Annotated in this window: 21 protein-coding genes, 1 tRNA gene and 1 other RNA gene; 5 read left to right on the top strand and 18 right to left on the bottom strand. The window is 27.1% G+C overall.

What is annotated here, in order from left to right:
- Nucleotides 1-63 precede the first annotated feature (63 nt).
- The 3 genes from GOM42_RS11005 (at nt 64) to GOM42_RS11015 (ending at nt 1,697) form a co-directional block, all read left to right on the top strand.
- The gene (locus GOM42_RS11005; RefSeq protein WP_003451739.1) at nt 64-441 is read left to right on the top strand and encodes a CidA/LrgA family protein; all 378 of its coding nucleotides are present in this window, start codon (nt 64-66) and stop codon (nt 439-441) included.
- Complete coding sequence (locus GOM42_RS11010) at nt 434-1,144, top strand: LrgB family protein (protein WP_003470678.1); 711 nt, start codon at nt 434-436, stop codon at nt 1,142-1,144. The genes GOM42_RS11005 and GOM42_RS11010 overlap by 8 nt, the downstream gene beginning before the upstream one ends.
- Nucleotides 1,145-1,241: 97 nt before the next feature.
- Nucleotides 1,242-1,697, top strand: coding sequence for a hypothetical protein (locus tag GOM42_RS11015; RefSeq protein ID WP_003451736.1), 456 nt, complete (start codon nt 1,242-1,244; stop codon nt 1,695-1,697).
- A gap of 68 nt (nt 1,698-1,765) precedes the next feature.
- Here the strand turns inward: GOM42_RS11015 and GOM42_RS11020 are convergent, their stop codons facing one another.
- The 14 genes from GOM42_RS11020 to glsA all read right to left on the bottom strand — a co-directional run bounded on the left by GOM42_RS11020 (nt 1,766) and on the right by glsA (nt 19,257).
- On the bottom strand, nt 1,766-3,928 hold the full coding sequence (locus GOM42_RS11020; protein WP_110016125.1) for a type IA DNA topoisomerase: 2,163 nt from the start codon (nt 3,926-3,928) through the stop codon (nt 1,766-1,768).
- Nucleotides 3,929-4,167: 239 nt separating this feature from the next.
- On the bottom strand, nt 4,168-5,325 hold the full coding sequence (locus GOM42_RS11025; protein WP_060670920.1) for an amidohydrolase: 1,158 nt from the start codon (nt 5,323-5,325) through the stop codon (nt 4,168-4,170).
- A gap of 162 nt (nt 5,326-5,487) precedes the next feature.
- A complete protein-coding gene (locus GOM42_RS11030; RefSeq protein WP_060670921.1) occupies nt 5,488-5,985 on the bottom strand; it encodes a TspO/MBR family protein in 498 nt (165 codons plus the stop codon).
- A 45-nt stretch (nt 5,986-6,030) separates the two neighbouring features.
- A complete protein-coding gene (locus GOM42_RS11035; protein WP_110077230.1) occupies nt 6,031-8,067 on the bottom strand; it encodes a HAMP domain-containing sensor histidine kinase in 2,037 nt (678 codons plus the stop codon).
- On the bottom strand, nt 8,057-9,943 hold the full coding sequence (locus tag GOM42_RS11040; RefSeq protein WP_011010715.1) for a HAMP domain-containing sensor histidine kinase: 1,887 nt from the start codon (nt 9,941-9,943) through the stop codon (nt 8,057-8,059). The genes GOM42_RS11035 and GOM42_RS11040 overlap by 11 nt, the downstream gene beginning before the upstream one ends.
- A 120-nt stretch (nt 9,944-10,063) precedes the next feature.
- Nucleotides 10,064-10,999 carry a tetratricopeptide repeat protein gene (locus tag GOM42_RS11045; RefSeq protein ID WP_011010716.1) on the bottom strand — a complete coding sequence of 312 codons (936 nt, stop codon included), beginning with the start codon at nt 10,997-10,999 and terminating at the stop codon, nt 10,064-10,066.
- A 120-nt stretch (nt 11,000-11,119) separates the two neighbouring features.
- Entirely contained in the window at nt 11,120-12,040 is a 921-nt protein-coding gene (locus GOM42_RS11050; RefSeq protein ID WP_025648141.1) for an alpha/beta hydrolase, read from the bottom strand.
- A 122-nt stretch (nt 12,041-12,162) separates the two neighbouring features.
- Entirely contained in the window at nt 12,163-12,759 is a 597-nt protein-coding gene (locus GOM42_RS11055; RefSeq protein ID WP_003451414.1) for a hypothetical protein, read from the bottom strand.
- 140 nt (nt 12,760-12,899) lie between these two features.
- Nucleotides 12,900-12,985: transfer RNA gene (locus GOM42_RS11060), tRNA-Leu, on the bottom strand.
- 59 nt (nt 12,986-13,044) lie between these two features.
- A complete protein-coding gene (locus GOM42_RS11065; RefSeq protein ID WP_110016123.1) occupies nt 13,045-14,160 on the bottom strand; it encodes a glycosyl hydrolase family 8 in 1,116 nt (371 codons plus the stop codon).
- Between the two features lie 51 nt (nt 14,161-14,211).
- Nucleotides 14,212-14,757, bottom strand: a complete 546-nt coding sequence (locus GOM42_RS11070; protein ID WP_110016122.1) for a lytic transglycosylase domain-containing protein — start codon at nt 14,755-14,757, stop codon at nt 14,212-14,214.
- Nucleotides 14,758-14,766: 9 nt separating this feature from the next.
- Nucleotides 14,767-15,366 (bottom strand): dephospho-CoA kinase, encoded by a 600-nt coding sequence (coaE, locus tag GOM42_RS11075; RefSeq protein WP_003455198.1) that lies wholly within the window; start codon nt 15,364-15,366, stop codon nt 14,767-14,769.
- A gap of 16 nt (nt 15,367-15,382) precedes the next feature.
- Complete coding sequence (polA, locus tag GOM42_RS11080; RefSeq protein WP_087325612.1) at nt 15,383-17,983, bottom strand: DNA polymerase I; 2,601 nt, start codon at nt 17,981-17,983, stop codon at nt 15,383-15,385.
- Nucleotides 17,984-18,339: 356 nt separating this feature from the next.
- Entirely contained in the window at nt 18,340-19,257 is a 918-nt protein-coding gene (gene glsA / locus GOM42_RS11085) for a glutaminase A (protein ID WP_003451262.1), read from the bottom strand.
- Nucleotides 19,258-19,495: 238 nt separating this feature from the next.
- Between glsA and GOM42_RS11090 the strand changes: the two genes are divergently transcribed.
- Together GOM42_RS11090 and GOM42_RS11095 are read left to right on the top strand one after the other, a co-directional pair.
- The gene (locus GOM42_RS11090) at nt 19,496-20,011 is read left to right on the top strand and encodes a hypothetical protein (protein ID WP_003455181.1); all 516 of its coding nucleotides are present in this window, start codon (nt 19,496-19,498) and stop codon (nt 20,009-20,011) included.
- Nucleotides 20,012-20,093: 82 nt separating this feature from the next.
- Nucleotides 20,094-21,329: an aminopeptidase gene (locus GOM42_RS11095; protein WP_252597657.1), complete on the top strand. Its 1,236-nt coding sequence runs from the start codon at nt 20,094-20,096 to the stop codon at nt 21,327-21,329.
- Nucleotides 21,330-21,541: 212 nt separating this feature from the next.
- Here the strand turns inward: GOM42_RS11095 and GOM42_RS11100 are convergent, their stop codons facing one another.
- The 4 genes from GOM42_RS11100 to GOM42_RS11115 form a co-directional block, all read right to left on the bottom strand.
- Nucleotides 21,542-22,591: a hypothetical protein gene (locus tag GOM42_RS11100; RefSeq protein WP_003455008.1), complete on the bottom strand. Its 1,050-nt coding sequence runs from the start codon at nt 22,589-22,591 to the stop codon at nt 21,542-21,544.
- A 16-nt stretch (nt 22,592-22,607) separates the two neighbouring features.
- On the bottom strand, nt 22,608-23,618 hold the full coding sequence (locus GOM42_RS11105) for a phosphodiester glycosidase family protein (protein ID WP_003454874.1): 1,011 nt from the start codon (nt 23,616-23,618) through the stop codon (nt 22,608-22,610).
- Between the two features lie 516 nt (nt 23,619-24,134).
- An RNA gene (gene rnpB / locus GOM42_RS11110) (RNase P RNA component class A) lies at nt 24,135-24,481 on the bottom strand.
- Between the two features lie 47 nt (nt 24,482-24,528).
- Nucleotides 24,529-24,786, bottom strand: coding sequence for a hypothetical protein (locus GOM42_RS11115; protein ID WP_003478491.1), 258 nt, complete (start codon nt 24,784-24,786; stop codon nt 24,529-24,531).
- Nucleotides 24,787-24,790: the final 4 nt, after the last annotated feature.

The following is a 24,790-nucleotide window of genomic DNA, read 5'->3' on the forward strand; positions in this document are numbered from 1 at the left end:
GTATAAGGAACTTAAAAAATAGTTCCTTATATTTTTTTAATAAAAAAAGGAAGTGATTATCTAGTGAAGCTTTTAAGAGAAATGCTTATTGTAGTGTTTATATACTTCTTAGGCGAATTTATTTCTAAAAGTTTTATACATAGTGTACCTGGAAATATTATTGGAATGTTAATATTATTAGTTTTACTATGTACTAAAGTTGTTAAAGTAGAATCTATTGACTGTGTTGCTCAATTCTTCTTAGATCATTTAGCCTTCTTCTTCGTTCCTGCAGGGGTTGGACTTATGACATCTGTTGGATTATTAGAAGGAAATGTTCTTAAATTATTATTTATTTGTATAGCCTCAACTTTTGTTGTAATAGGAGTTACAGGTTTAGTTGTTCAAGCTTTAATAAGAAGAAAAGAAAAAAAACTACTAGGAGATGAAGTTAATGAATAACATTGTTAATAACCCTTTATTCGGAATTTTATTAACTCTTTTTGCATTTGAAATTGGTATGACCATATACAAGAAGACTAAAATTCCACTACTAAACCCTTTATTAATAGCAATTGCTCTTGTAATTGCAGTTTTAGTTTCATGCCATATAAGTTTTGAAACTTATAATATTGGTGGTAGTTTTATAAATGCATTTTTAGGACCTGCAACTGTAATTTTAGCAGTACCTTTATATAAACAGTTACAACTTTTAAAAAATCATTTTGTACCAATAATGACAGGAATAATAGTTGGAAGTTTTGCTTCTATGTGCTGTGTTATAATAATGGGATATTTCTTAGGAGTAAATCATGAACTTATTGCTTCTTTAGTTCCTAAATCAGTTACTACACCAATCGGGGTTGAAGTAGCTAGCGGACTTGGTGGAATACCTTCAATCACAGTTATAGCAGTAATAATAACTGGTATCACAGGTGCAATCATAGCTCCTATGGTATGTAAATTACTTAAGATTGATCATGAAGTTGCTATGGGAGTTTCTATGGGAACAGCTGCCCATGCCGTTGGAACTACTAAAGCTTTAGAAATTGGTGAAACTCATGGTGCTATGAGTTCATTATCTATAGGTGTTGCTGGATTAATAACAGTTTTCCTTGCTCCACCAATATATATGCTATCTGCATTAATATTAAAATTTGTCTAAACAGTGATAAAATTTCACTGTTTTTTTCTTTTTATGACTATATTTTCTTAATTATAGAAATACTAAAAATATAAATCTATAATTAAGGAGAATTAAAATGAAAATATATAAAAAAATTCTAGGCTTTTTTGCCTTAGCAGTTCTATTAAATCCAAATACTCTAACCTTAGATGCAAGCACTTTTTCTAAAGAAGATCAAATTCAAAACAAAGAAATTTTATATGATATTACAGCCTTCACCACAGAAAAAAACACTCTTAACTTAATAATAAATCAATTGTTTAAAGAAGATAATACTCTATTTATAGATGCTTATTTTTTAAATACAACTGAAAACACTACTTTTGAAAACTTAGAAAATTTTAATATCTCAGTTTGTGATACCAATAATAAAGAGGTACTAAATAAAACCTTTAAAAGTGTTGTTATCCCTAAGGGACTTCCTCCACAACATGGAAGAAGAATTTTATTTCCCATAGAAAATGAGTTTTTTAATCTACAAGAAAAAGATTTATCAAAATTATCTTACAAATTCACCTTTGATTATAATTAAAATTTTAAACCTTTCCTCTTAACCAAACAAAAAGGAGTTGTTTTAATACAACTCCAAAATATATTTCATTAAATAAATTCCATCTTCCATGTGAAATAACCTTTTTCTTCATCTTTTTCATATATGAAGTATGCTGCAAAGGTATTTCCCTTTTTACTTTTTAAATTTCTAAATCCGACTTTTCCATTAGCTAATAGAAGTTTTACCATCTGAGGTGTTACTTGTTTTCCAAAGGAAGCTATATACTTGTCATTTTTCCATATGGTATATTTACATCCATTTTTCCAGTTAACACATCCAAATCCTCTTTCTCCCTCTATAACAGGATTTCCACAGTTAGGACATTTTCCTAAAACCTCTACTCCCTCTGGAGCCTCTACTTTAAAGTGTTTTGCCATGGAATCATCATTTTTTATAGCCTTAACTCCCTCTATAGTAAAGTTTTTTATAAGATTTAAGAAATCTTCCTTTTTAACCTTCCCTCTTTCTATATCTGAAAGAGTTTTTTCTAGTCTTCCTGTGTATTCTAAATCTAAAAGTTCCTTAACAGGGAATATTTCAACTATGGTTCTACCAAGCTCTGTACAAGTTAAACTTTTTCCCTTTGTAGTAATATATCCTACATCCTTAAGCTTTTTAATTGTTTCAGCTCTAGTAGCAGGTGTTCCTATACTAAATCCACTTAGTATTGAAGCCATCATTTCTTCACTATCTTCCTCTGCATCCTCTTTAAAACTCTTACCACAAGTCTCCATTACCCTAAGTAAAGTCTTCTCAGTATGCTTTTTAGGTGGTTTTTTAGTAACCTTATTTATTTTACTATCTACTAAGTCTACTACTTCTTTTTCATTTACCATTGGAAGAATTGTATCTTTACTATCTATTTTTTCAACAACTCTCCATCCTTCTACAAGCTGAACTTTTCCTTTTGAAATAAATACGCCCTTAACCTCTTTATCATTTACCTTAGAAGTTATTTTTGTTTCCTCAAATTCAGCTACAGGCATAAATTGCATAATAAATCTATTTTTAACTGCTGTATAAACTATTCTCTCATCTTGAGTTAAATTATTAGGTTTCATGTAAGTTGGAACTATGGCACTATGGCTCTCAACCTTTGAATTATCAAAAACCCTTTTATTTTGAACAAACTTTACTTGCTCCTCATAAGGTAATCCTACCTTAAGCTTTTCTAAAACATTTCTAGTTCTATCAACTAAACTCTCCTCTAGAGCCATACTTCCTGTTCTAGGATAAGTTATAAACTTCTTTTCATATAAAGACTGAGCTACTTTTAAAACCTTATCTGAAGTCCATCCTTTGTATTTACTTGTTATGTATCCTTGAAGATTAGAAAGATTAAATAAAAATGGTGGATATTCTTTTTTTCTTTCTGTTTGCTTTTCAATTATTTCAGCATTTTTATCCTTTATCTTTTCTTTAATCTCATCTAAAACCTTTTTATCTTCAAACTTCTCTGAATTATTTTCATAATAAGTTCCTTCAAACTCCTCATTTTTTGAAGTCTTAAAAGTACCATTAAGTTTGTAATATGCACTTGATTTAAAGTTCTCTATTTCTTTATCTCTGTCATAAATTATTTTTAAAGTAGGTAGAAGAACTCTCCCTATATTTAAAATCTGTCCATCATTTAGCTTATATTTGATTGTTGTCACAGAAGTTAAATTTATACCTATTATCCAGTCTGCCCACTGTCTTCCTATACCAGCATCTTGAAGAGATTGCATTTCCTCATTAGGTTTTAACTTTTCCATTCCTTTTTTAACTTCATCTGGTGTCCATTCATTTAATAAAAGTCTATATACTGGTTTCTTTTCACTAAAATATAGGAAAATTTCATCTGCAATTACTTGTCCCTCTCTATCAAAGTCAGTAGCAGAAATTATTCCATCTACATCTTCCCTATCTATAAGACCTTTTATTATCTTTATTTGCTTTTCCGCACCCTTATCAATGATGTTTCTATTTAAAGAATCTTGTTTTATTTTATATTTAAAGACTTCTGGGATAAAAGGGAATTTCTCCATTCTCCATCCCTTCATGTTCTCATCATAATCCTTTGCATCAAATAACTGCAATAAGTGTCCGAAAGCCCATGTTATAAGATATTCTTCGCCTTCAAAGTATCCATCTTTTCTCTTTTTTATATTAAAAGCATCTGCAATATTTCTAGCAACAGATGGTTTTTCTGCAATTATTACCTTTTTCAAAGTATCACTCCTAATTATAATCCTTTTGTTATATTAACTTCTATATTCTCTCCTCTTCTATATCTTTGACAGATTTAAAAATTTATTTCACTTATTAAAATAATAAGGGCTGTCTCAAAACTTAGCATTTAATTATAAGTTTTACTAAGTTATATTGATACAGCTCCATTAATTTATCTAAAATATATTAAAAATCAAATTCAAACATTATTTATTATAATATAAAATTGCTTTTATTCCTAGTCTTTATAAACTACCTCTCCATTTATAATTGTATAAATAGTTTTTGTAGCTATTTCAAAAGGACTTCCATTTAAAATTACTAAATCTCCATCCTTTCCTTCCTTTAAGCTTCCAACTCTTTCATCAATACCTATTATTTCAGCTGGATTTATTGTTATTGCTTCTAAGACCTCATTAAAAGTAATTCCTTCTTTCATAGCCATAGCTGCACAAAGAGGAAGATTGTCTATTGTTACCACTGGATGGTCTGTAGTTATTGCCACTTTAATTCCTTTATCTATTAAGGCCTTTGGAGTCTTAAAGGTCTTATTTAAAGTCTCAGCCTTTCCATTAAAGCTTAAAGTTGGCCCAACTATAGCATCTAAGTTTTCTCTTTTAATATAATCACTTATTAAATGTCCTTCTGTACAGTGATCTAAAGTTAATTTAAGATTAAATTCCTTAGCTATTCTTATGGCAGTTAAAATATCATCTGCCCTATGGGCATGAGCTTTCATAGGTATTTCTCTATTAATTAATGGAAGTAAAGCCTCATATTTTAAATTCTTACTAAAATCCCTATCCTCTATTTCAGCATCAATTTTTCTATTTTTATAATTAACAGCCTCTGTTAAAGTTTCTCTTAATAAAGCTGCAATAGCCATTCTTGTATTAGGCATTTTATTCTTTCCAGAATAAACCCTTTTTGGATTTTCTCCAAAGGCAACCTTTATTGCTACAGGTTCCTTTATTATCATGTCATCAATACATATTCCACTTGTTTTTACAGCGGCAAACTGTCCTCCTATTACATTGGCACTTCCAGGCCCAATTACAGCTGTGGTAACTCCTGCTTCCCTTGCAGATTGGAATCCTCCATCAAAGGGATTTATTCCATCTATAGATCTCATTTGTGGGGTTATAGGCTCACTAGCTTCATTGGTTCCATTTCCTGCCCCATTATTTCCTTCTTCATGTAGTCCTAAATGACAATGTGCTTCAATAAATCCTGGAAATATTAATAGTCCTTTAGCATCAATAACCTCTTCTTCTCCTATGTATTGACTTAAATCTTCCCCAATTCTACTTATCTTTCCATCCTTAATTAGAATATCACCTTTTTCATATATTTTACCTTCTTCGCAGGTAAATATTTTCCCATTTTTAATTAACATTTTTTATCCCCCTTTTATTTATGTGGTTTAATAAATATTACCTTTAGCTATTCTTTAAATCATACTTTATTTTAAAGAAAGTTTTTATTAAATATCTCTATATAATTATAGCACTAAATAAAAAATCCCTCTTATTCTATTAAAATAAGAGGGATTTTTAAATTACATTTCATTTAACATCCATACAAAAAAGTTTAATACTCCAGCAAAAGAAACCCATATTATATAAGGAATCATAAGAATTCCTGCTATTTTATCAAACTTAAAAAATTTAATTGTGGTTATAACTATAAATATTAATAATATGATGAGTTCTATAAATGCTAATCCGTATAACTTAAAGCGAAAGAATATTATGCTCCAAGCAAAATTTAATACAAGTTGTATTATATAAAACCAAAGGGCTGACTTTGTTTTTTCTCCTTGCTTATGCCTTAAAAATATTCTATAGGCTGCTATTGCCATAAGTATATATAAAATAGTCCATACTATGGGAAAAACTATGGCTGGTGGACTAAACCAAGGTTTATTTAAAGTGCCATATACTTGTACACTCTCCTGAGTAAACTTTCCAATAACATATCCTCCACCTAAAGTTATTAACAAACTTATTATTAAATCACCTAAATTAAATTTTCCATTAACCTTGAATATATTCACATAAATCACCTCTCAGGTAATTATATGTATTCCTTTTGATATATATTATATGTATATATCAGAAAATTCAATTTCAGCTCTTTCCTTTAAGTTGTAATAATTGTTATTAAAAATATGTTCAGTTCTATCAGTTTCCTTAAATAAATCTACATCATAAAAATATAATTTAAATCTATTTCCATGTCCCTCATATATATCAACCTTTAAATCCCCTCCTTGCATTTTCATAAGAGATTTACTTATATAAAGCCCTAAACCACTTCCTTCTTGTGTTCTATTTAAAGCCTTATTACTTTTAGTAAATTTATCAAAAATGTATTTTTGTTCATCATAACTTATAGCTATTCCATCATTTTCTATCATTATTACAAGATCTTTTCCTTCAAAATATATTTTTACATATATGTTTCCATTTTCACTTCCATACTTAACTGAATTTGATAATAGATTTAATATTATTCTTTCTAAAAACTCACTATCAATAGCTATGAATATTTCTTCAAAATCAGGATCAAAAATAAAATTTATTTTTTTCTTACTTATATATTCTGAAGAGGCATCTAATATATTTTCAACAACTTCAACTACATTAAGAACCATAATATTTGTTTCTATCTGTCCCTCTGATATTTTATTAGCATCAATGAAATTATTTATTGTCCTTATAAGTCTTAAACAATTTTGTTTAATTACTAGGTTATTTCTTTCTATAGAATTAAGATTTCTATTTTCTATATTTAAATTATTTAATTGAAGAGCTGAACTTATTACATTTATAGGAGTCCTTAACTCATGACATATATTTGTAAAAAATTCTCCCTTTATATTTTCTTCTTCTAATTTATCTTTTAAATACTTATTTAATCTTAAAGCATTATTTTTTTTAGTAATATCATTTATAATTATAATTTTATAATTATCTCCAAAAGGTATTGTGTAAAATTCTCCATTAGAGTAGCCTCCCTTAATATTTTTAAAAATTATTTCTTTATAAGAATCCATACTTCCTTTCTCTTTTAAATAAACTTGCTTTTCTAGTATTTTTTCATATAATACTTCCATACTTTCAAACAATATGGATTCTTTGTTTTCAACTTCTAAAAATTCCAAGGCTTCGTCGTTTAAATAAAATAATTTTTCATCCTTAGAAATAAATATATAGTCTCCAATGGCTGAAGTAATATTATTAAACAACAATTCTTCTCTATCTAAAAGATTCTCTAATTCTTTTAGCTCCTCTATTTTTTTTCTTAAATACCTTTTATTTCTCTTAAATTCACCTCTTTTTAAGAGCATTATCCTATTTATATTATTAAAATTCTTATTTAAAGAAAATCTTATTATACCTTCTACTAAAATGTAATATGCTGAGAAGTCTAGTATTTGACTAAAGGAAACTCCTAATAAATAAGTATTTCTTAAATTATGAAAATTGTTTAAGAAAATAATATTTCCTATGGAGAATACTAATATATAAGCAATTAAATAATAAAAGAATTTATCAGATGTATTTTCTTTATCAGCAACAATTACTATTAGTAATATTACAAATAAAATAATAACAAATATAAACATAAAATTATTTATATATACACCTTTAATAAAAGCTCTCATTAATTTTGTATTATTTATTACTATGAGATAAATAATGTTAAAGATAATATTTAATAATAGAAAAATTTTATTTATCTTCTTAAAAGCTAAGTCCTTTTTCTTCCCTAAAACTATTACAAAGGTAATAAAATACTGAAATAATATGCCTATTATTTTATAAGCTATCATCTTATCTACTACATATAACTCCAAGGAAACAAATGAAGAAAAAACCTCAGGAATAATAATCCAAAATATACCCATATTAGTATAAGAAACTAAGTTTTTTTCCTTATCTACATTACTGCTTATTCCTATTAATAATGAGGTTCCTAACATTATTACTGAAGACAAGTCTAAAAATTTATAAAACATAATATATTTTTCTTTTCTTATAAACAATACTGCTGATAGTATTATTAATATATATATTACTCTTAATATATAATATTGTAATTTAGGATTTTCATATTCTACTTTATATTCCACAACTTTTCTCCCTACTAAATTCCAACCTTATATTTGTTCCTGTATCCTTAATTGAATTTATATTTATAGTTCCATTTTGCAATTCAACTAAATTCTTAACAATATATAATCCAATTCCTGTACTTTTATTTTTTACTCCTTTTTTATTTCCCTTGCTATATCTTAAGAAAGCCTTTTCTATAAATTCTTTATCCATGCCTTCACCAGTGTCTGTAAAACTAATAATAACTTTACTTTTCTTTGCCTTAATCTCTACTCCAATTCCACCTTCCCTTGTATGCTTTATTGAATTTGAAATTAAGTTTAAAATAATTCTCTGAATAAATTCTTGATCGCACCTAACATATACTTCTTCTTCATTGGTATCAAATACGTAAGTTAAATTTTTCTCTTTTATATATTCAGCTAAATTTCCTATAGAATCTTCAATCAATGTTACTATATTATAAATTTTAAAGTTTGGTTTTAAATAATCGTAATCAATTTTGGATGAGTCAATTAGATTGTTAGCTAACCTTAGTAAGGTCATACAATTTTCCTTATTAACTTGGTTATAATAATCAACTTTTTTAATATTTTCATTACTATAAAATTTCTCCTGCACTTGAACTGATGAATATATAACATTTATAGGAGTTTTTAAGTCATGAGAAATACTTGATAAAAAATCATTTTTTATTTGTTCTGATAAGGTTCTTTTTCTTAAATTATCTTTTATCTTTTCTGAAAACTTAAGTTCAGTTATATTTTTCATTGATATTATTAAGTAACCCTTTGATTGTAGTAAAATATCTAACTCCCAAAAAACTTCTATTCCAGAAGTAACAAATGAAGCTTCTCCCTTTTTTGTTCTTAAGAATTCCTCTTTATTTTCAATATTTATTATTTTAAATAAGTTCTTATTTATTACCTCTCTATTACTTTTTAAATTTAATTCATGTGAAAATCTTTTATTCACAGCAAAAATCCTATGATTATCATTATTTAAAATCGCTATAGACATAGGTGCATTATTTAAAAAGTTCCTAAAATAAATTTCATTATCTCTTAATTTTTTCTTAAATTCTTTAAACTCATTATTACTCTCTTCCATTTTCTTATTTAATATTTTAAGTTTTTTATTTTTATCAATTATATCTTCATGTAGAGTTTTATATGGTTTTATAATAAGCATTTCTGAAATCCAAACATATATAATTAAATAGATTGATATTTTTAATATATCACCTAATAGTATAAGTGACTCTAAACCTAAACTATATGATAAAATATCTAATACTACTATAGATAAATTTATTAGCACAAATAACTTTAAATAATTTAATAAATTATTTTTAAAAAGTTTAAAATTTCTTAAAAGACATAAAATTATTAAAAGAAGGACTGTTGATATCCCCCAAAAAACACTTATATCATAAAAAAATATACTGATTAATGACACTATGCTAAAAAAACAAACTATTAATTTTATATTTAAATCTACTGACTTTACATATGCTATTATCATAAAGCAATATACACTTTCTAAAACAGTACAAATAGCTACTGGTTTTAAATCTAAACATTGAATTATTTCTTTTTCGCTCCAAAAGGCTATTAAATAAACAAGTATATCAAACTTGAATATGGCAACTAATAATAAATAAATACCTATTAATTTAAAAATCTTTTTATTAGAAAACTTAAATACAGTTGTAGCAATAAATGTTATAGTAAACACTAATATAGTTTCAATAATTGTAGATAAATAAAGAGCTGTACGTGGATTAAAAAAATATACAGTATATAAAATAATTGCTATAAATATAATAATATTAACTAAATTTCTAATTTTACTAAGTTTCAAATACATATAGTCATTTTCTATGTACTCCAATATACTTCCCCCTTAAATATAACCATATAAATATACATTATCATAAAAAAGAGAGGAAATTATTTAATTTTTGTAAACTATTGTATTTAATTGTAATTTAAAAGACCTTAAATATTGGAATTAACCAATATCTAAGGTCTCTAAGAAACTTTTAAACTTATTACTGTTTCTTACCTCAATTAAATCATTATCTTTATTTATATATTTTATAAATTCTGGATAAAATTCAACAGCTTTAATTAAATCCTCTGCGGCATCCTCTAAATCTTTTCCTAAAATAGCCTTAAAGCAACTTCTATTATAATATAAAAAATGATTTTCCGGATTAAATCTTAAACCTAGTGATAATATCTCTATTCCTTTTTCTATATTATTTTCTTCCTTATATATAACTGCCAAATTTAAGAATGAAAAAGCATAACCAAAATTCTTTTTAATGGCTTTCTCATAAAATTTCTTAGCCTTATCATATACATTTAATCTCTTATATATTACTCCCATATTAAAAAGAGCTAAATAGTGCTCTCCATCTATTTGAAGAGCTTTAGAAAACATTCTATAGGCCTCTTGAAGCATATCTCTTTCTTCATATATAGATCCTAAATTTATATGGGCCCAAAAGTCTTCTTTGCAAACCTCTATTGTCTTTTTGTAATACTCTATTGCCCCTTCTTTATCTCCCACATTATCTAGTGCATTTGCTAAGAAGAATATAGCTCTATCATAAACAGGATTTATATCTATAGCCTTTTTATATAATTCTATAGCCTTTACATAATCCTCTTTTTCATCATAAATAACTGCTAATCCATAATAAGCTCTAACTTCAAAACTATTTATACTTAAGGCTTCTTCATATTTTTCCTTGGCCTTTTCAGTATCTCCTAACTCATCTAGCATTAAAGCTATACTTATTATTAAATCAATATCTCTTTCTCCTTCTAGAAGCTCCTCAGCTCTTAAATAATAATTTAAGGCCTTTATTAAATTCCCTTCATCATGAGCTTTATCACCACTACGTATATAATTATCTATAATTCTATAGTTATTATCCATATCTTCTCCTATTTTTCTAATCTATTATATCAAAATCATGTTAACTTACATAAAGCAAAAAGGAGGTATCAAAATTTTGACACACTCCTAATTAATACTCTAATTAATTATATATATCTTTTAAATATTTTTCAACAGCCACTGAATAGTATCTTCCATAACTTCTACTTTATTTTTTTCATTTAACATTTCATGTCTTCCATTTTCATATAGCTTATACTGAATATTTTTTACTCCTACTTTTTCTAATTTATCTTTTAAGTTGATTACACCTTTACCAAAATTACCTACTGGATCTTTATCTCCTCCAAAAATATAAATAGGCATTTCTTTATTTATTCTATTCATATTTTCAGCTTTATGTATGCTTCTTACCCCTCTTAACAAATCGTAATAAAAGGAACTTGAACATATAAAACCATATCTTTCATTTTCTATATACTTGTCTACTTCACTTTCTACACTACAAAGCCAATCAAAATCTGTCCTATTTGGTTTAAAATTCTTATTAAAGCCTCCAAAAATCAACTTGTCCATAAGTTTACTTTTATGTTCTCTTCCCTTTAATGACATTTCTACTTGAGCTACAAATTCTCCAAGTGGAGCTAACTTATCTGGCTCCCCATTAGTTCCTGATAAAACCAAAACATCTACTAAATCATTATATTCTTGAACTAGCCTCTGACTTACAAAAGATCCCATACTATGTCCAAAAAGTATTATTTTATATCCTTTATGTTTTTCTTTAGAGGACTCTATTAAAGTTTTGGCATCATCAATCATCCATTGAAATCCATCATTTTCTGCTTGATATCCTAAAGAATCTAAATCCTTAGCTGTAAATCCATGCCCTCTATGGTCATGAGCATAAACTAAAAATCCTGCTTCAACAAGTTTTTCTGCAAATTCATCATATCTAATAGCATCCTCTGTCATTCCATGTAATATGTGAATAACTGCCTTAAATTCTTTACCATTACTCCATTTATATCCTTGTAATTCTAATCCTTCATCATCTTTAAATATAAAATTCTCTCTCAAATCTATCAACTCCTTTTAGACTATGTAGTATAAAAATCTTCTTAATACTAAGATACTACTTAATCTAAAATCTTTAAACAGATACTTTAAGTGATTTACTATTTTTTATTAACTTATTAATATTATATTAACAAATTTTTATCCTCTGCATAAATTTCAAACTTTTCTCTCCATATATGAGCTCTTTTTTCATCAATTTCAGCTACATAATTTAAAAATCTATTTAACTCATCTCTTTTAAAAAGCCCCTTAAAAAGATGTCTAGGAAATGATACCCTCTTTTTATAGTTATTTTTAGGATCTATTATTTTAAGAGTATAATCATCTTGTATATATATATCTTTACACCTTATATCAATTCTTTTAAATCCCAATCTTTCGAATTCTAAAATCATTAAATATAATTCCTTGCAAAGATCCTCATCTAGATTTCCTCTTCTTAGATACTTATCTAATCTAACCCCATCAACATATTCCCGTATAATATATCCTGGCTTAGCTTCATATATCCTTGGAAAAAATCTAGACTTTCTAACTCGTTTTAATATACTGCTTTCATCTTTCCAAACACTCATTCTTCTAAAAATTTTTATTGCTTTATTATTTTTAAGGAGAAATACAACACCATTATGTCCCTCCCCTAATAATTCTGCTTCTTTTAAAGATTTTTCTAAATTACTACTTATATCTTTAAGGCTATAATCAAAATTTTTACTCATTTTACCCCTCTTATTAATAAGTGCTTAATACTATATTATACATTTTTTATAATAAAAAATGACTAATTTCTTAATTAAGAAATTAGTCACATTGAATAGGTATATAAAAATTTAAGTTATACTATTCTTTAATACCAAATTGGTGCAGATAGCGGGACTTGAACCCGCACACTCCTAAAAGTAATACCCCCTCAAGATATCGTGTCTGCCATTCCACCATATCTGCATAAAATATTGCCCATTTTAAGTATATGAACAATATTATTTATATTATTACTTATTATTTTAATCCTTATATTTTTGAAAAGCTAGTAAGGCATTTAAATTATCAAAAGAATATACGCTATTTGTCTTTTCATCTCCAAAGCCCCCATAAAGTACACTATCTTTATTTTTTATTTGATAATATTTTAATTTATCTATGGCCTTATTAAATAACTCTTTATCTCCAATGTGATTTGCTATTAAGGCTACATTAGAGTATATTGATGGAGATTCAATCTGTGATGTAGCATCTCCATTTTTACCATTGTATGTAGCTACTAAGAATCCATCTTTCTTAAACTTTTCTTTTATCCATTTAATAGATGACTCCTCATTTTCTCCAGCTTCAATTCTATTTAAAATTACTATTGTAGATAATAAGAAATCAATATTTTCTTCTTCATCATATTTTTGAGTTTCTTCATAAAATACTTTTCTGTATAAAGGAACCTCTTCAGATATTTTTCCATTTTCTATTATACTGTTAGATTTTTCATAAATTCCTTCCCACTTCTTATCTACTTGACTCAATAATTTCATAGTAGGCAAGTCTAAATAACATAAAGTGGTTGTATTACCTTTTCCATAGTTATCTATATAATCTACTAAAGTTTCATTTTCTTCTGCATGTTTAAGTAAAGAGTTAGCAATATTTATAGCATAAAATTTATAATAAAAACTATTCCATCTGTTGTTGGCTAAAAGAAGAGCTTTTATTATTCTAAGTTCATCTATGGTTGCAGAGGAAGGTGAATTTTCATCTCCTTCTTTTCTCCAACTAATAAGTCCATTTTTTAATCTCATTTCTTTTACTATGTCAAAATGCTCATCAAATAGTTCTTTATTATTAGCATTTACTGAATATAACATCATAAGCCCCTCTGACTCTGATAATACTGAGTGACCCTTAGTTATATCTCCTTCTGAACTTTTATCTATATAATTTGTATATATTCCATATCCACTTTTACTTAAATCCTTCTCTATAAAATCAAAAAGCATTTTTTCTTCTGGTGGATTAAAATTATCATTCCAATTAACATCCATATGTACTGGTTTTAAATACTCTCTATTAAAAAATAATATAAAAATAGCAATTATTAAAATACCACCTATAGCTATTAGCCATTTTTTCAAAACATCCCCTCCCAAAGCTTTATCCATAGTATATTAAAATACATAGGTCACTTAAGAATAAAGTGACCTATATATATTGTAATAAACATTTACTTTTTTAACATATTTATCAGTTTCTTTAAATGGTATATAAGTAAGATTTTTTCCATCTTCAGAATGTTCAGCACTATTAAGCCATTCTTGAACCCGTCCTCTTCCTGCATTGTAAGCTGCAATTACAAGGTCCCAATCTCCAAACTCTTTATGAAGATTATTTAAATACCAACATCCAAACCTTATATTAACTTCTGGCTCTAATAATAAATTGGTATCAAAATCAATAATCCCTTGTTTTTCAGCTATCCACTTTCCAGTAGAGGTGGTAATTTGCATAAGCCCTCTTGCATCCTTATTAGATTTAGCATCTTCGTCAAAGTTACTTTCTGCTTTCATAACCGCCATAACAAAATAAGGATCCAAATTATATTCTTTACTATATTTCTCTACATAATTCATATATTTTAGTGGAAATATAACATTTTTTAATATATATCCACTCCCTAAAAATAGTAAATATATGGCTAAAACAATTATAACTAGCCTTATAATTTTCTTCATATAACTCTCCTACTGGTATAAAGTAAAAAATTCTAACAAATCATCAATTTGTTCCTTTGTTTTAATTAAATTACCGCTATTATCAATTATTATGTTAGCATAATCTTTTTTTCTTTCAAGACTTAATTGAGAATTTATTCTATTTATAGCTTCCCCTTTACTAAGCTTATCTCTAAACCCCATTCTTTCTATTTGGCTACTTTTATCTACCCAAACTAGAACAACCATATCCATATCCTTATGCATATCATTTTCTATTAAGGTTGCTCCATCTACAACTACAAGCTTAGTATTTATTTTTTCATATTCTTTAAGTTTAATCTCTATTTCCTCTTTTATATAAGGCATTATGATTTCTTCATACTTTATTCTTTCCTTTGGAAATCTAAAAATATGGTTTCCAAACTCTCTTCTTCTAAAATCACCTCTCCAATCAAAGAAATGACCTCCAAAAGTAGCTCTTACCCTTAAAAGTATATCTGGGTATTTTTCTAATACTTCTCTTGCAATAATATCTGCATCTATAACTGGGATTCCTGCCTCTTTTATCATAGAAGAAATAGTGCTTTTGCCTGAGCATATTCCTCCTGTAAGGCCTACTTTAATCATAGAATCAGTACCCTCCTTATTTTAACTTATACCAATCTTCTCCAACATTAACATCAACATCTAATGGTACACTTAATTTAATTGTATTTTCCATTTCCTCTTTTAGAAGTTTCTTAACAATGTCTAATTCTCCTTTGACAACATTTATTATAAGTTCATCGTGAACCTGTAATATTAACTTACTATTTAAATTTAATTCTTTTAACTTGTTATATACATTTACCATAGCAAGTTTTATTATATCTGCTGCTGTTCCTTGTATTGGAGCATTCATTGCAAGTCTTTCTCCTAAAGCTTTTACTATTTTATTTGAAGCATTTGCTTCAGGTATATATCTTCTTCTATTTAACATAGTTAATACATATCCCTTTGTTTGAGCTTCATGAATAACCTTAGAAATATACTCTTTAATTTTTGGATATCTTTCAAAATATATATCCATATATTCTTTAGCTTCTTTTCTTGAAATATTTAAATCCTGAGAAAGACTAAAATCTCCTATTCCATATACTATACCAAAGTTTACTGCCTTAGCCCTACTTCTCATTAATGGAGTTACCTCTTCAACTGGCACTTTAAATACTTCAGAAGCAGTCTTAGTGTGTATATCTGAATGATGATTAAATGCATCTATCATATTTTCATCACCAGAAATATGAGCTAAAACTCTAAGTTCTATTTGTGAGTAGTCAGCTGATATTAATAAATCTCCTTCTTTTTTTGGTATAAATACCTTTCTTATTTCTCTACCCATTTCGTATTTTATAGGTATATTTTGAAGGTTAGGCTCTGTTGATGAAAGTCTACCTGTAGTAGTTACAGTTTGATTAAATGTTGAATGTATAGAACCATCTGTATCTATAACAGACTTTAATCCTTCAACATAAGTTGAATATATTTTTGAAAGCTGTCTAAAATATGTTATTTTTTCTATTATAGGATGTTTGTCCTTAAGCTTTTCTAAAACTTCTGCGTTAGTTGAATAGCCAGTTTTAGTTTTCTTTATAACTGGTAAATCTAATTTTTCAAATAATATCTTACCTAATTGTTTTGGAGAATTTATGTTGAACTCTTCATCTGCAAGTTCAAAGATCTCTTTTTGTGTTTCCTCTAACTCTCTTTTAAACTTAATAGATAGCTCATCTAAAATATCTTTATTTACTTTAAATCCTATTGATTCCATAGAAGATAAAACTGTTTCTAAAGGAAGCTCAATATCATACATAAGTCTTTCCATTTTCTCTTCTTCTATCTTTTTCTTTAGAACTAAAGTCAACTCTTTCATAAATGAAATTCCAACTAAGTCTTCTTCCCCCTCTTTTACATTAGGGAATTTTGAAAGATAGTTATTTATTAAGGATAAAAGAGTATATTCTCCCTTAGATGAATCTATTAAATATGCTGCTAATTCACAATCAAAGGCTAATCCATTAAAATCTATTCCTAATTTTTTTAAAGCTGTTAAGGCATTTTTTATACTATAGCCATTTTTTAATATATCTTCATTCTCAAAAAATTCTTTAAAGGATTTAATATTCTCCTCTTCTTTTACTAACTCTTTAAAGTTAATTAAATAATTTTTCTCATCATAATTAATAAATATTTTATCAATCTCTATAGTAGAATACTTTTCTTTATTTAAATAAGTAAAATTAATATAGACTTCTTCGTTTATATTCTTAAATAAATCTTCTAATTCTTTATTACTTTCTATATTAGTTATTTTAACTTCTATTTCTGGCTCTTCTTCTTCCCCATTTGATAATTTATCTAATATAGATTTCATTTGAAGCTTAGTAAATAAAGCTTTTAGCTGATCTTTATTATAATCATCCTTTGATTTAATCTCATCTAAATCAAAATCTATAGGAACATTAGTCATAATAGTAGCTAACTTTTTAGAGAATATAGCCTGTTCGCTGTACTCAGTTAAATTTTCTTTTAACTTTTTACCACTTATGTTATCTATATTTTCTAAAACTGCCTCTACTGAACCATACTCTTTTATTAATTTAAAGGCTGTTTTTTCTCCTACTCCTGGTACCCCTGGAATATTATCAGATTTATCTCCCATAAGTCCTTTAACATCTATGAACTGAGTAGGAGTAACTCCATATTCTTCAACCATTCTATCATAGTTATAAACTTCTATTTCAGAAACACCCTTCTTAGTTATACATACATTTATATCCTTAGCTGCTAGTTGAAGGGCATCCTTATCTCCAGTCATAATATAAACTTCGATTCCTTCACCTTCAGCCACCTTAGCTAAACTTCCTATAATATCATCTGCTTCGAATCCATCTAATTCATAAGTTGTTATTGAAAATAACTTTAGCATTTCCTTAACAATAGGAAACTGCTCTGCTAACTCAGGAGGCATTTTCTTTCTTCCAGCCTTATAATCCCCATACTCTAAATGTCTAAAAGTTGGTGCTTTTTTATCAAAAGTACAAACTATATAATCAGGTTTTATATCCTCTCTCATCTTAAAAAGCATATTTGTAAAACCATAAATAGCATTTGTATGAGTTCCTTCACTATTGCTAAGCAAAGGCACAGCATAAAAGGCTCTATTTAAAAGACTGTTCCCGTCTAATATCAATAATCTTTTCATTCTAATCCTCCAATATATTATTCTATTAATCTAACAAAAAACTTTACTATTAATAAATTTCACTTCTAATCTACTCTGTAAAAAGTAGTTAAAATAAAATTATAAATAATATGAAGAGAATATCTAGATGAATTTTAGAATTTAAGCTATTACGTATAATAATTTGCGTTAATAAGCGAAATCTGTTTGACCGAAGGGAGTTTTTTCGCTTTAGCAAATTATTAGAAGTAATTGCTATAAATTCTTAATGAAATCTAGTAATTCTCGTAATATATTTATAATTTTATTTTTAAAGTTTTTAAACAATCATCTCTTTTAATGATTTTTCCCATTAGTTCTAATAATATTAACACATTTTAGAAAATACTTAAATCTAATTCCTCAGATAAATCCTTCATAACATGTGTTCCTGCTATACTATTTCCCTTATCATCTAAAGAAGGTCCAAAAATACCTATTCCCATTCTTCTTGGAACAGCAGCCATTATTCCGCCACCAACTCCACTTTTTGCTGGAATTCCTATATGTACAGCAAATTTACCTGAGTCATCATACATACCGCAAGTAACCATTATTGTTTTTATTATTCTGCAAATTTCTCTAGATATTACTCTTTCTCCATTCCAAGGTAATACTCCATCATTAGCAAGCATAGCACCAAATCTAGCTAAATCTTTAGCATTAACTTCTAGAGAACATTGTTTGAAATATAAATCTAATATATCATCTATATTTCCTTCTATAACTCCATTACTTTTCATAAAGTATGCTAAGGCTCTATTTCTATCTCCAGTTTCCTTTTCAGATAAATAAACATCTTCATTTAATTGAATATCATCATTTCCTGTTACTTTTCTAGTAAATTCTAAAATTCTCTCAAACTTTTCCTCTTCACTATCACCTTCAATTAAAGATGTTGTTAATATTGCTCCTGAATTAACCATAGGGTTAAAAGGTTTTTTAGAAGGCTTTCTCTCTAAACTTACTATACTATTAAAGCTATCTCCAGTTGGTTCAACACCTACTCTTGAAAAGACTCTATCTTTTCCATTATCTAATATTGCAAGCATTAAAGTTATTACTTTTGATATACTCTGAATAGTAAACTTTTTATCATACTCTCCTGCCCCTACTTCTTTTCCATCAAGAGTAACTATATATATACCTAAATCTTCTTTATTAGCTTTTTCTAATTCTGGAATATAAGATGCCAGTTTTCCATGTTCAACATATTGTCTATTATTTTCTATTAAACTCTCAAGAAAATTTTTCACTTTTGTTCGCTCCTTAGTTTAATTTTTTTATTCAATAAATTAATAATTAATATATAAACATTATAACATTTTCAACGAATTATTATAAATCTTTTAAAATACTTTTATGTTCTATATGTAATATCAGAAAAAATATTAGTAATTTATGTTTATTATCTAAATAATATATTACTTCAATCAACTTTTATTAAAGTTCCTTCATAGAATATATAATAAAAAGCTTTGAGGTTTTTTTATTATGGATATAGATGATATTAATATACTTGTGAAATATCTAAGCAATCTTCCAATGAAAGAATATAAAAAGAAATTTACCTTTTTAGGAGAAGGAATAGCAAGAAAAGTTTTTTCTTTAAATAAAAATTTAGTGGTTAAAGTTGCTAAGGATGAAGATGGGCTTCATCAAAATTTTGTTGAATCCTATATTTTTAAAAATGCTCCATATAATCTTAAAAGATATTTATGTCCTGTACTTCTTTATAATAAAAGGATTTTAATAATGCCTAGAGCAGAAGTTTTCCCTAACATAAGAAGAAAAACTTTTGTTGATTTAAAAAAATTGCGTGAAGAAAGTTCTATAGAAGAAGATATTTATACCCTTGGAGAAAAATATTTTCTATTTAAAGAAGATTTATATGTTCACAGTTCTTGGGGAATTATAAATGATACCTATTATTTAATAGATTATGGTTGCACTTCTGAGGAAGGAGACTTATATTACGACCTTCTTATGAAAACAAATGGACTTTTATAAAATAATCTTTATTAATTAATTGTTTTATAAATTTTACTGCATTATAATAATGGTAAGAATTTGTAAAGAAAGGACTGATATTATGAACAAATTTGAAAGCATGTTAGAAAATTATGCAAAGTTAGCTACTCATATAGGAGTAAATGTTCAAGAGGGTCAAACCCTTGTTATATCTTCTCCTGTAGAATGTGCAGAATTTACAAGAATGCTTGTTAAATCTGCTTATGAAAAGGGAGCAAAGGATGTTGTTGTTCAATGGAATGATGAAATATGCGGCAAAATTAAATATGAACACTCTCCATTAGAAGTTTTTGAAAACTTCCCAGATTGGATGAAAGAATCAAGATTAAGCTATGCTAAAGAAGGAGCTTGCTTCTTAAGTATTTCTGCCTCTGATCCTGAACTTCTAAAAAATATAGACCCTGCAAAAATAGCAGCCTTTAGAAAATCATCAAGTACAGCTTTAAAAGAATTTAGTGAACTGTTAATGAGCAATAAAAATGCATGGTCAATAGTTTCTATTCCAACTAAAGCTTGGGCTAAAAAAGTTTTCTCTGATTTACCTGAAGAAGAAGCAGTAGATAAATTATGGAATGAAATCTTTAAAATAGTTAGAGTTGATACAGAGAACCCTGTTGAAGCTTGGAATAAACATAAAGAAATATTAAAATACCATATGGATTACTTAAATGAAAAGAATTTAAAATCACTTCATTTTGAAAATTCACTTGGAACTGATTTAACTATAGAATTACCAGAAAATCATCTTTGGGCTGGTGGAGCTGAATATACTCAAGGTGGGGTTGAATTCATAGCTAATATGCCTACTGAGGAAGTATTCTCTATGCCTTCTAAGTTTGGAGTTAATGGAACAGTATTTAGTTCTAAACCTTTAAACTACGGTGGAAATTTAATAGATAATTTCTCAGTTACTTTTAAAGATGGAAAAGTTGTTGATTTCTCAGCTGAAAAAGGATACGATACTTTAAAACATCTTCTAGATACTGATGAAGGTGCTAAATACTTAGGAGAAGTGGCTCTTGTTCCTTATAATTCTCCTATATCAAACTCAGGAATAATTTTCTTCAACACTCTATATGATGAAAATGCTTCTTGTCATTTAGCTTTTGGTAAAGCATATTCTCTATGCATAAAAAATGGTGAAAATATGACTAATGAAGAACTTGAAAAAGCTGGAGCTAATGATTCATTAACTCATGTAGATTTCATGATAGGAACTAAAGATTTAAAGATCACAGGTTTAACTCATGATAATGTTGAAATTCCAGTATTTAAAGATGGTAACTGGGCATTTTAATATTTAAAAATATATTTTAAATATATGATTAGATTAAACCTTCAAAAAATAAACACATGTTTTAAATCCATATTTATTTTTAAATATAATTTTAAAAACATATGCTAATTTAAATTAAAAGGCAAAGAATAACTTATTTTAATGTAAATTATTCTTTGCCTTTTTTATATAAATTATTTTAAATTCATTTTATGTTCTATATAATATTTCCACTAAGTATTTTGAGATGAATCAAAATATACTCTATGAAGTTTATTTCCATTTATAATTGTTGCAAATCCATTAGAATACATTTGTAAGAAGTCACCTTCATATTTGTACTCTTTTCCATTTTTAACATCTTTAACAATCTTTTGTTCTTCTTCTAAAACGTATATTTCTCCATCTTTTCCTATATAGATCTTATTTAACTCTAAGCTTTTTTCTAGAGGTATTTTATTCCAAGTATCAATTGACTTTTCTACATTTCCATAAACTATTTTAAATACTTTATTATCTTTTATTTCTCCAAAGTATATATTTCCAGTTTCATCAACACCTAAAAGTCTAACTTTATATATTGGATTAATTCCTAATTTCTTATTTGGCTGTGTAAGATATATTCCTGATTCTTTTTCACTGTCATATACTAATCTATCTGCCCTTGGCATTACTTCAATATTTCCTGGTGAATCAGTTACTAGTCTTACATCAGTTATATCATCATTATTATCTATTCTCTTAACTATAGACTCTTTTGTATCTTCATTCTTAAATTCAATGTATATAACTCCTGTTTTAGTTGAAACTGTTATCTCATTAACTTTATAAGAAGAATTAATGTTACCAAGCTCAATTTTCTTAGTTTTATTGGTATCTACATCAATAGAATATAAATTAACTGTATTCTTTTTATTATTATATTTAATATTCGTAATTACAATAAGTCTATTTCTATCTCTAAGCCAAGTATAATAAGATGCTTTTTCATTTTCTATATCAACATGACTTTCATCATCTTTAAGAGTATTAAAGACTTTAAGTTCATCATTATTGTTTAAATATGCTATATATTCTCCATCATAAGATATCTTTTTATCCATCATATTCCCTGGTAATTTTACATCATTATTCTCTTTTGTATGTTGGCTAGCTATATCTATAGCTTTTACATTTACATCAGAATTTAACTTAAAATAAAATTTATCAAAAACAAATAAAACTAAGCATTGTAAAATTACAGACAATAGTCCCCACTTTAAAAATTGCTTTAATTTATCCATAAAATTCTCCTCTTTGTTATTTTACTATTATAGCTGAAGGAATAGATCTCTCCCCTACATTTGATGCTGGATTATTTATTACTTTTCCATTTAAGTACATAGTAGTTGATTTACCACCATCAAGGTTTATAGCAGTAACTACATTACAAGTATTTAATAATACTTCCTGTAATTCCTTTAAAGTAGCTCCTCCACTTGTTAAACTTCTACCATCAATAACTAACATTACTATTGATCCATCAGCTCTTTGTCCCATAGCAGTTCTTGGAGCAACTCCCCATCCACCATCACCTTTCATAGGTGTAGGTTCTCCTTCTTTAACTAAAACAGGTCCAAAACTTACAGCTTCTTTAACATTTAATTCTTTAAGATTATTAAATGAATACATACCTGCAATCATTTTTCCTTCTTTTGTTATGCCAACTAACTCAATTTTTTCATCGTCTGGTACATCTTTATAAACCAATTTCCCCTCTGATATAACTATTCCAGCAGGAGTTCCACCATTACCAGTCCATTGAGCAGTACTAGATTTATCTGTAAAAGCTCCTCCATTTACAGCCGCAACAGCATTGTATTCCCTAGCTATTTCAGAAGTAGTTTGTCCTTCTTCTCCAAGATATTTAGAAACTCCTATTTTTACTCTAGTAGGATCTTTTACCACTATATAATATCCACTATATTTAAAGTTTTCAAAAGAGTATAATTCTATACTATTATCATGTTTAGTTGGTAAATTAACATTTGTCTTTATATTTGTATTTTTATGATTTGTATTTGTATCCTCAATATTAGAATTTAATATCTCATTAATTTTTTCATCTGATAAAAATGTAGTTGCCATCCACTGATGACTAAAACTAGTCATGGCTGCTCCTACATAAGTCCTTTTAGCATTTTCAAATGGTCCATATAAAAGTATAAAAGGCGCTGTAACAGCAGTGAATATGAATTCAAAAGCAATAAATATCGCTATAGTCTTCCACTTCTTTTTACTTCTCCTCTTCTTTCTACTATCTCTCCCCATTTTTCCTCCTTAATTTAAAATAATTAAATTTCCTTTGTAATCTAAACCAACTAACCCTTACATTCTATTGTTTTTAAAATATCACTTATCTATTATACATTATTTTTAATACAATATTATTACAAAGTTCTATTTTATTTATTAAAATTATCTATTTTTTTTAAAATCTCATAATTAATTCATAAATAACTATTAATATAACTTTTATCTATAAATTAAATTTTCTTTCATCATAGCCTAAAAATAAAACAAAAAATATAACTTTTATAATCTCAAATACTTTTCTCATTTGTTTCAACTCCTTTAAATTCTTACAAAACACTTATGAATTTATTAGTTATGAATTCATATTTTTCTAAATTACGAATTCCTTTCAAATTTATAATCTCCTCTATTAGATATATCCAATAAAATTAAATTAATACTGTAAGATTAAAGTTAATAAGGAAACAAACTATCAGTATATTTTTTTGTAAAATAAAAAAACACTTAGGTATTATAACCTAGTGTTTTATAAATACGAGATAAGTCTATAAGCCGAGTTCTGTATTTGACAATCATCTATCTAGGCCTACCGTTGCCGATAGGCTCAAGCGACACACCCGAGGACGGGACGGGCAGCCCCTATATGTCCTCCTATTTGGTCTTGCTCCAGATGGGGTTTACATAGCAGTATAGTCACCTATACCCTGGTGAGCTCTTACCTCACCTTTCCACCCTTACCTAGATAAATCTAGGCGGTTTATTTCTGTTGCACTATCCTTAGAGTCACCTCCACTGGACGTTATCCAGCATCCTGCCCTATGGAGCTCGGACTTTCCTCTCCTAGTTCTAAGACTAGCAGCGATTGTCTGGCTTACTCGCAAGATTAATATTAACATATATACTTATTTTTTTCAAATTATTTTTTCTACCATTTATTACAAATCACAAATATTGCTACTATTCCAATACAAACAATTGCTAAAGGAACTCCTATTTGACTTATTATAAGGAAGGTTAATATGCCACCTACAGCCCCCCACTTTAAGGCATTTCTGAAATAGCAATTATTAATAAGACATCTTTTACAAGCATTTCTCTTAAAATTTCTCATTAATCTATTGAAATCTCTCCTTAAGTCTTTAAAGCAGTCTCCATTAAATCTATTTCCAAAATTGGACCACATAATT

It is taken from the genome of Clostridium sp. 16K-1-R1 (genome assembly GCF_023921145.1).
Lineage (GTDB): Bacteria > Bacillota > Clostridia > Clostridiales > Clostridiaceae > Sarcina > Sarcina perfringens.

Excerpts from the sequence above, each read along its gene's own strand:
- GOM42_RS11070 (WP_110016122.1), bottom strand. The coding sequence starts at position 14,757 with ATGAAGAAAATTATAAGGCTAGTTATAATTGTTTTAGCCATATATTTA.
- GOM42_RS11115 (WP_003478491.1), bottom strand. The coding sequence starts at position 24,786 with ATGTGGTCCAATTTTGGAAATAGATTTAATGGAGACTGCTTTAAAGAC.
- GOM42_RS11015 (WP_003451736.1), top strand. The coding sequence starts at position 1,242 with ATGAAAATATATAAAAAAATTCTAGGCTTTTTTGCCTTAGCAGTTCTA.
- GOM42_RS11055 (WP_003451414.1), bottom strand. The coding sequence starts at position 12,759 with ATGAGTAAAAATTTTGATTATAGCCTTAAAGATATAAGTAGTAATTTA.
- GOM42_RS11025 (WP_060670920.1), bottom strand. The coding sequence starts at position 5,325 with ATGTTAATTAAAAATGGGAAAATATTTACCTGCGAAGAAGGTAAAATA.
- GOM42_RS11095 (WP_252597657.1), top strand. The coding sequence starts at position 20,094 with ATGAACAAATTTGAAAGCATGTTAGAAAATTATGCAAAGTTAGCTACT.
- GOM42_RS11090 (WP_003455181.1), top strand. The coding sequence starts at position 19,496 with ATGGATATAGATGATATTAATATACTTGTGAAATATCTAAGCAATCTT.
- coaE (WP_003455198.1), bottom strand. The coding sequence starts at position 15,366 with ATGATTAAAGTAGGCCTTACAGGAGGAATATGCTCAGGCAAAAGCACT.
- GOM42_RS11010 (WP_003470678.1), top strand. The coding sequence starts at position 434 with ATGAATAACATTGTTAATAACCCTTTATTCGGAATTTTATTAACTCTT.
- polA (WP_087325612.1), bottom strand. The coding sequence starts at position 17,983 with ATGAAAAGATTATTGATATTAGACGGGAACAGTCTTTTAAATAGAGCC.
- GOM42_RS11100 (WP_003455008.1), bottom strand. The coding sequence starts at position 22,591 with ATGGATAAATTAAAGCAATTTTTAAAGTGGGGACTATTGTCTGTAATT.
- GOM42_RS11045 (WP_011010716.1), bottom strand. The coding sequence starts at position 10,999 with ATGGATAATAACTATAGAATTATAGATAATTATATACGTAGTGGTGAT.
- GOM42_RS11105 (WP_003454874.1), bottom strand. The coding sequence starts at position 23,618 with ATGGGGAGAGATAGTAGAAAGAAGAGGAGAAGTAAAAAGAAGTGGAAG.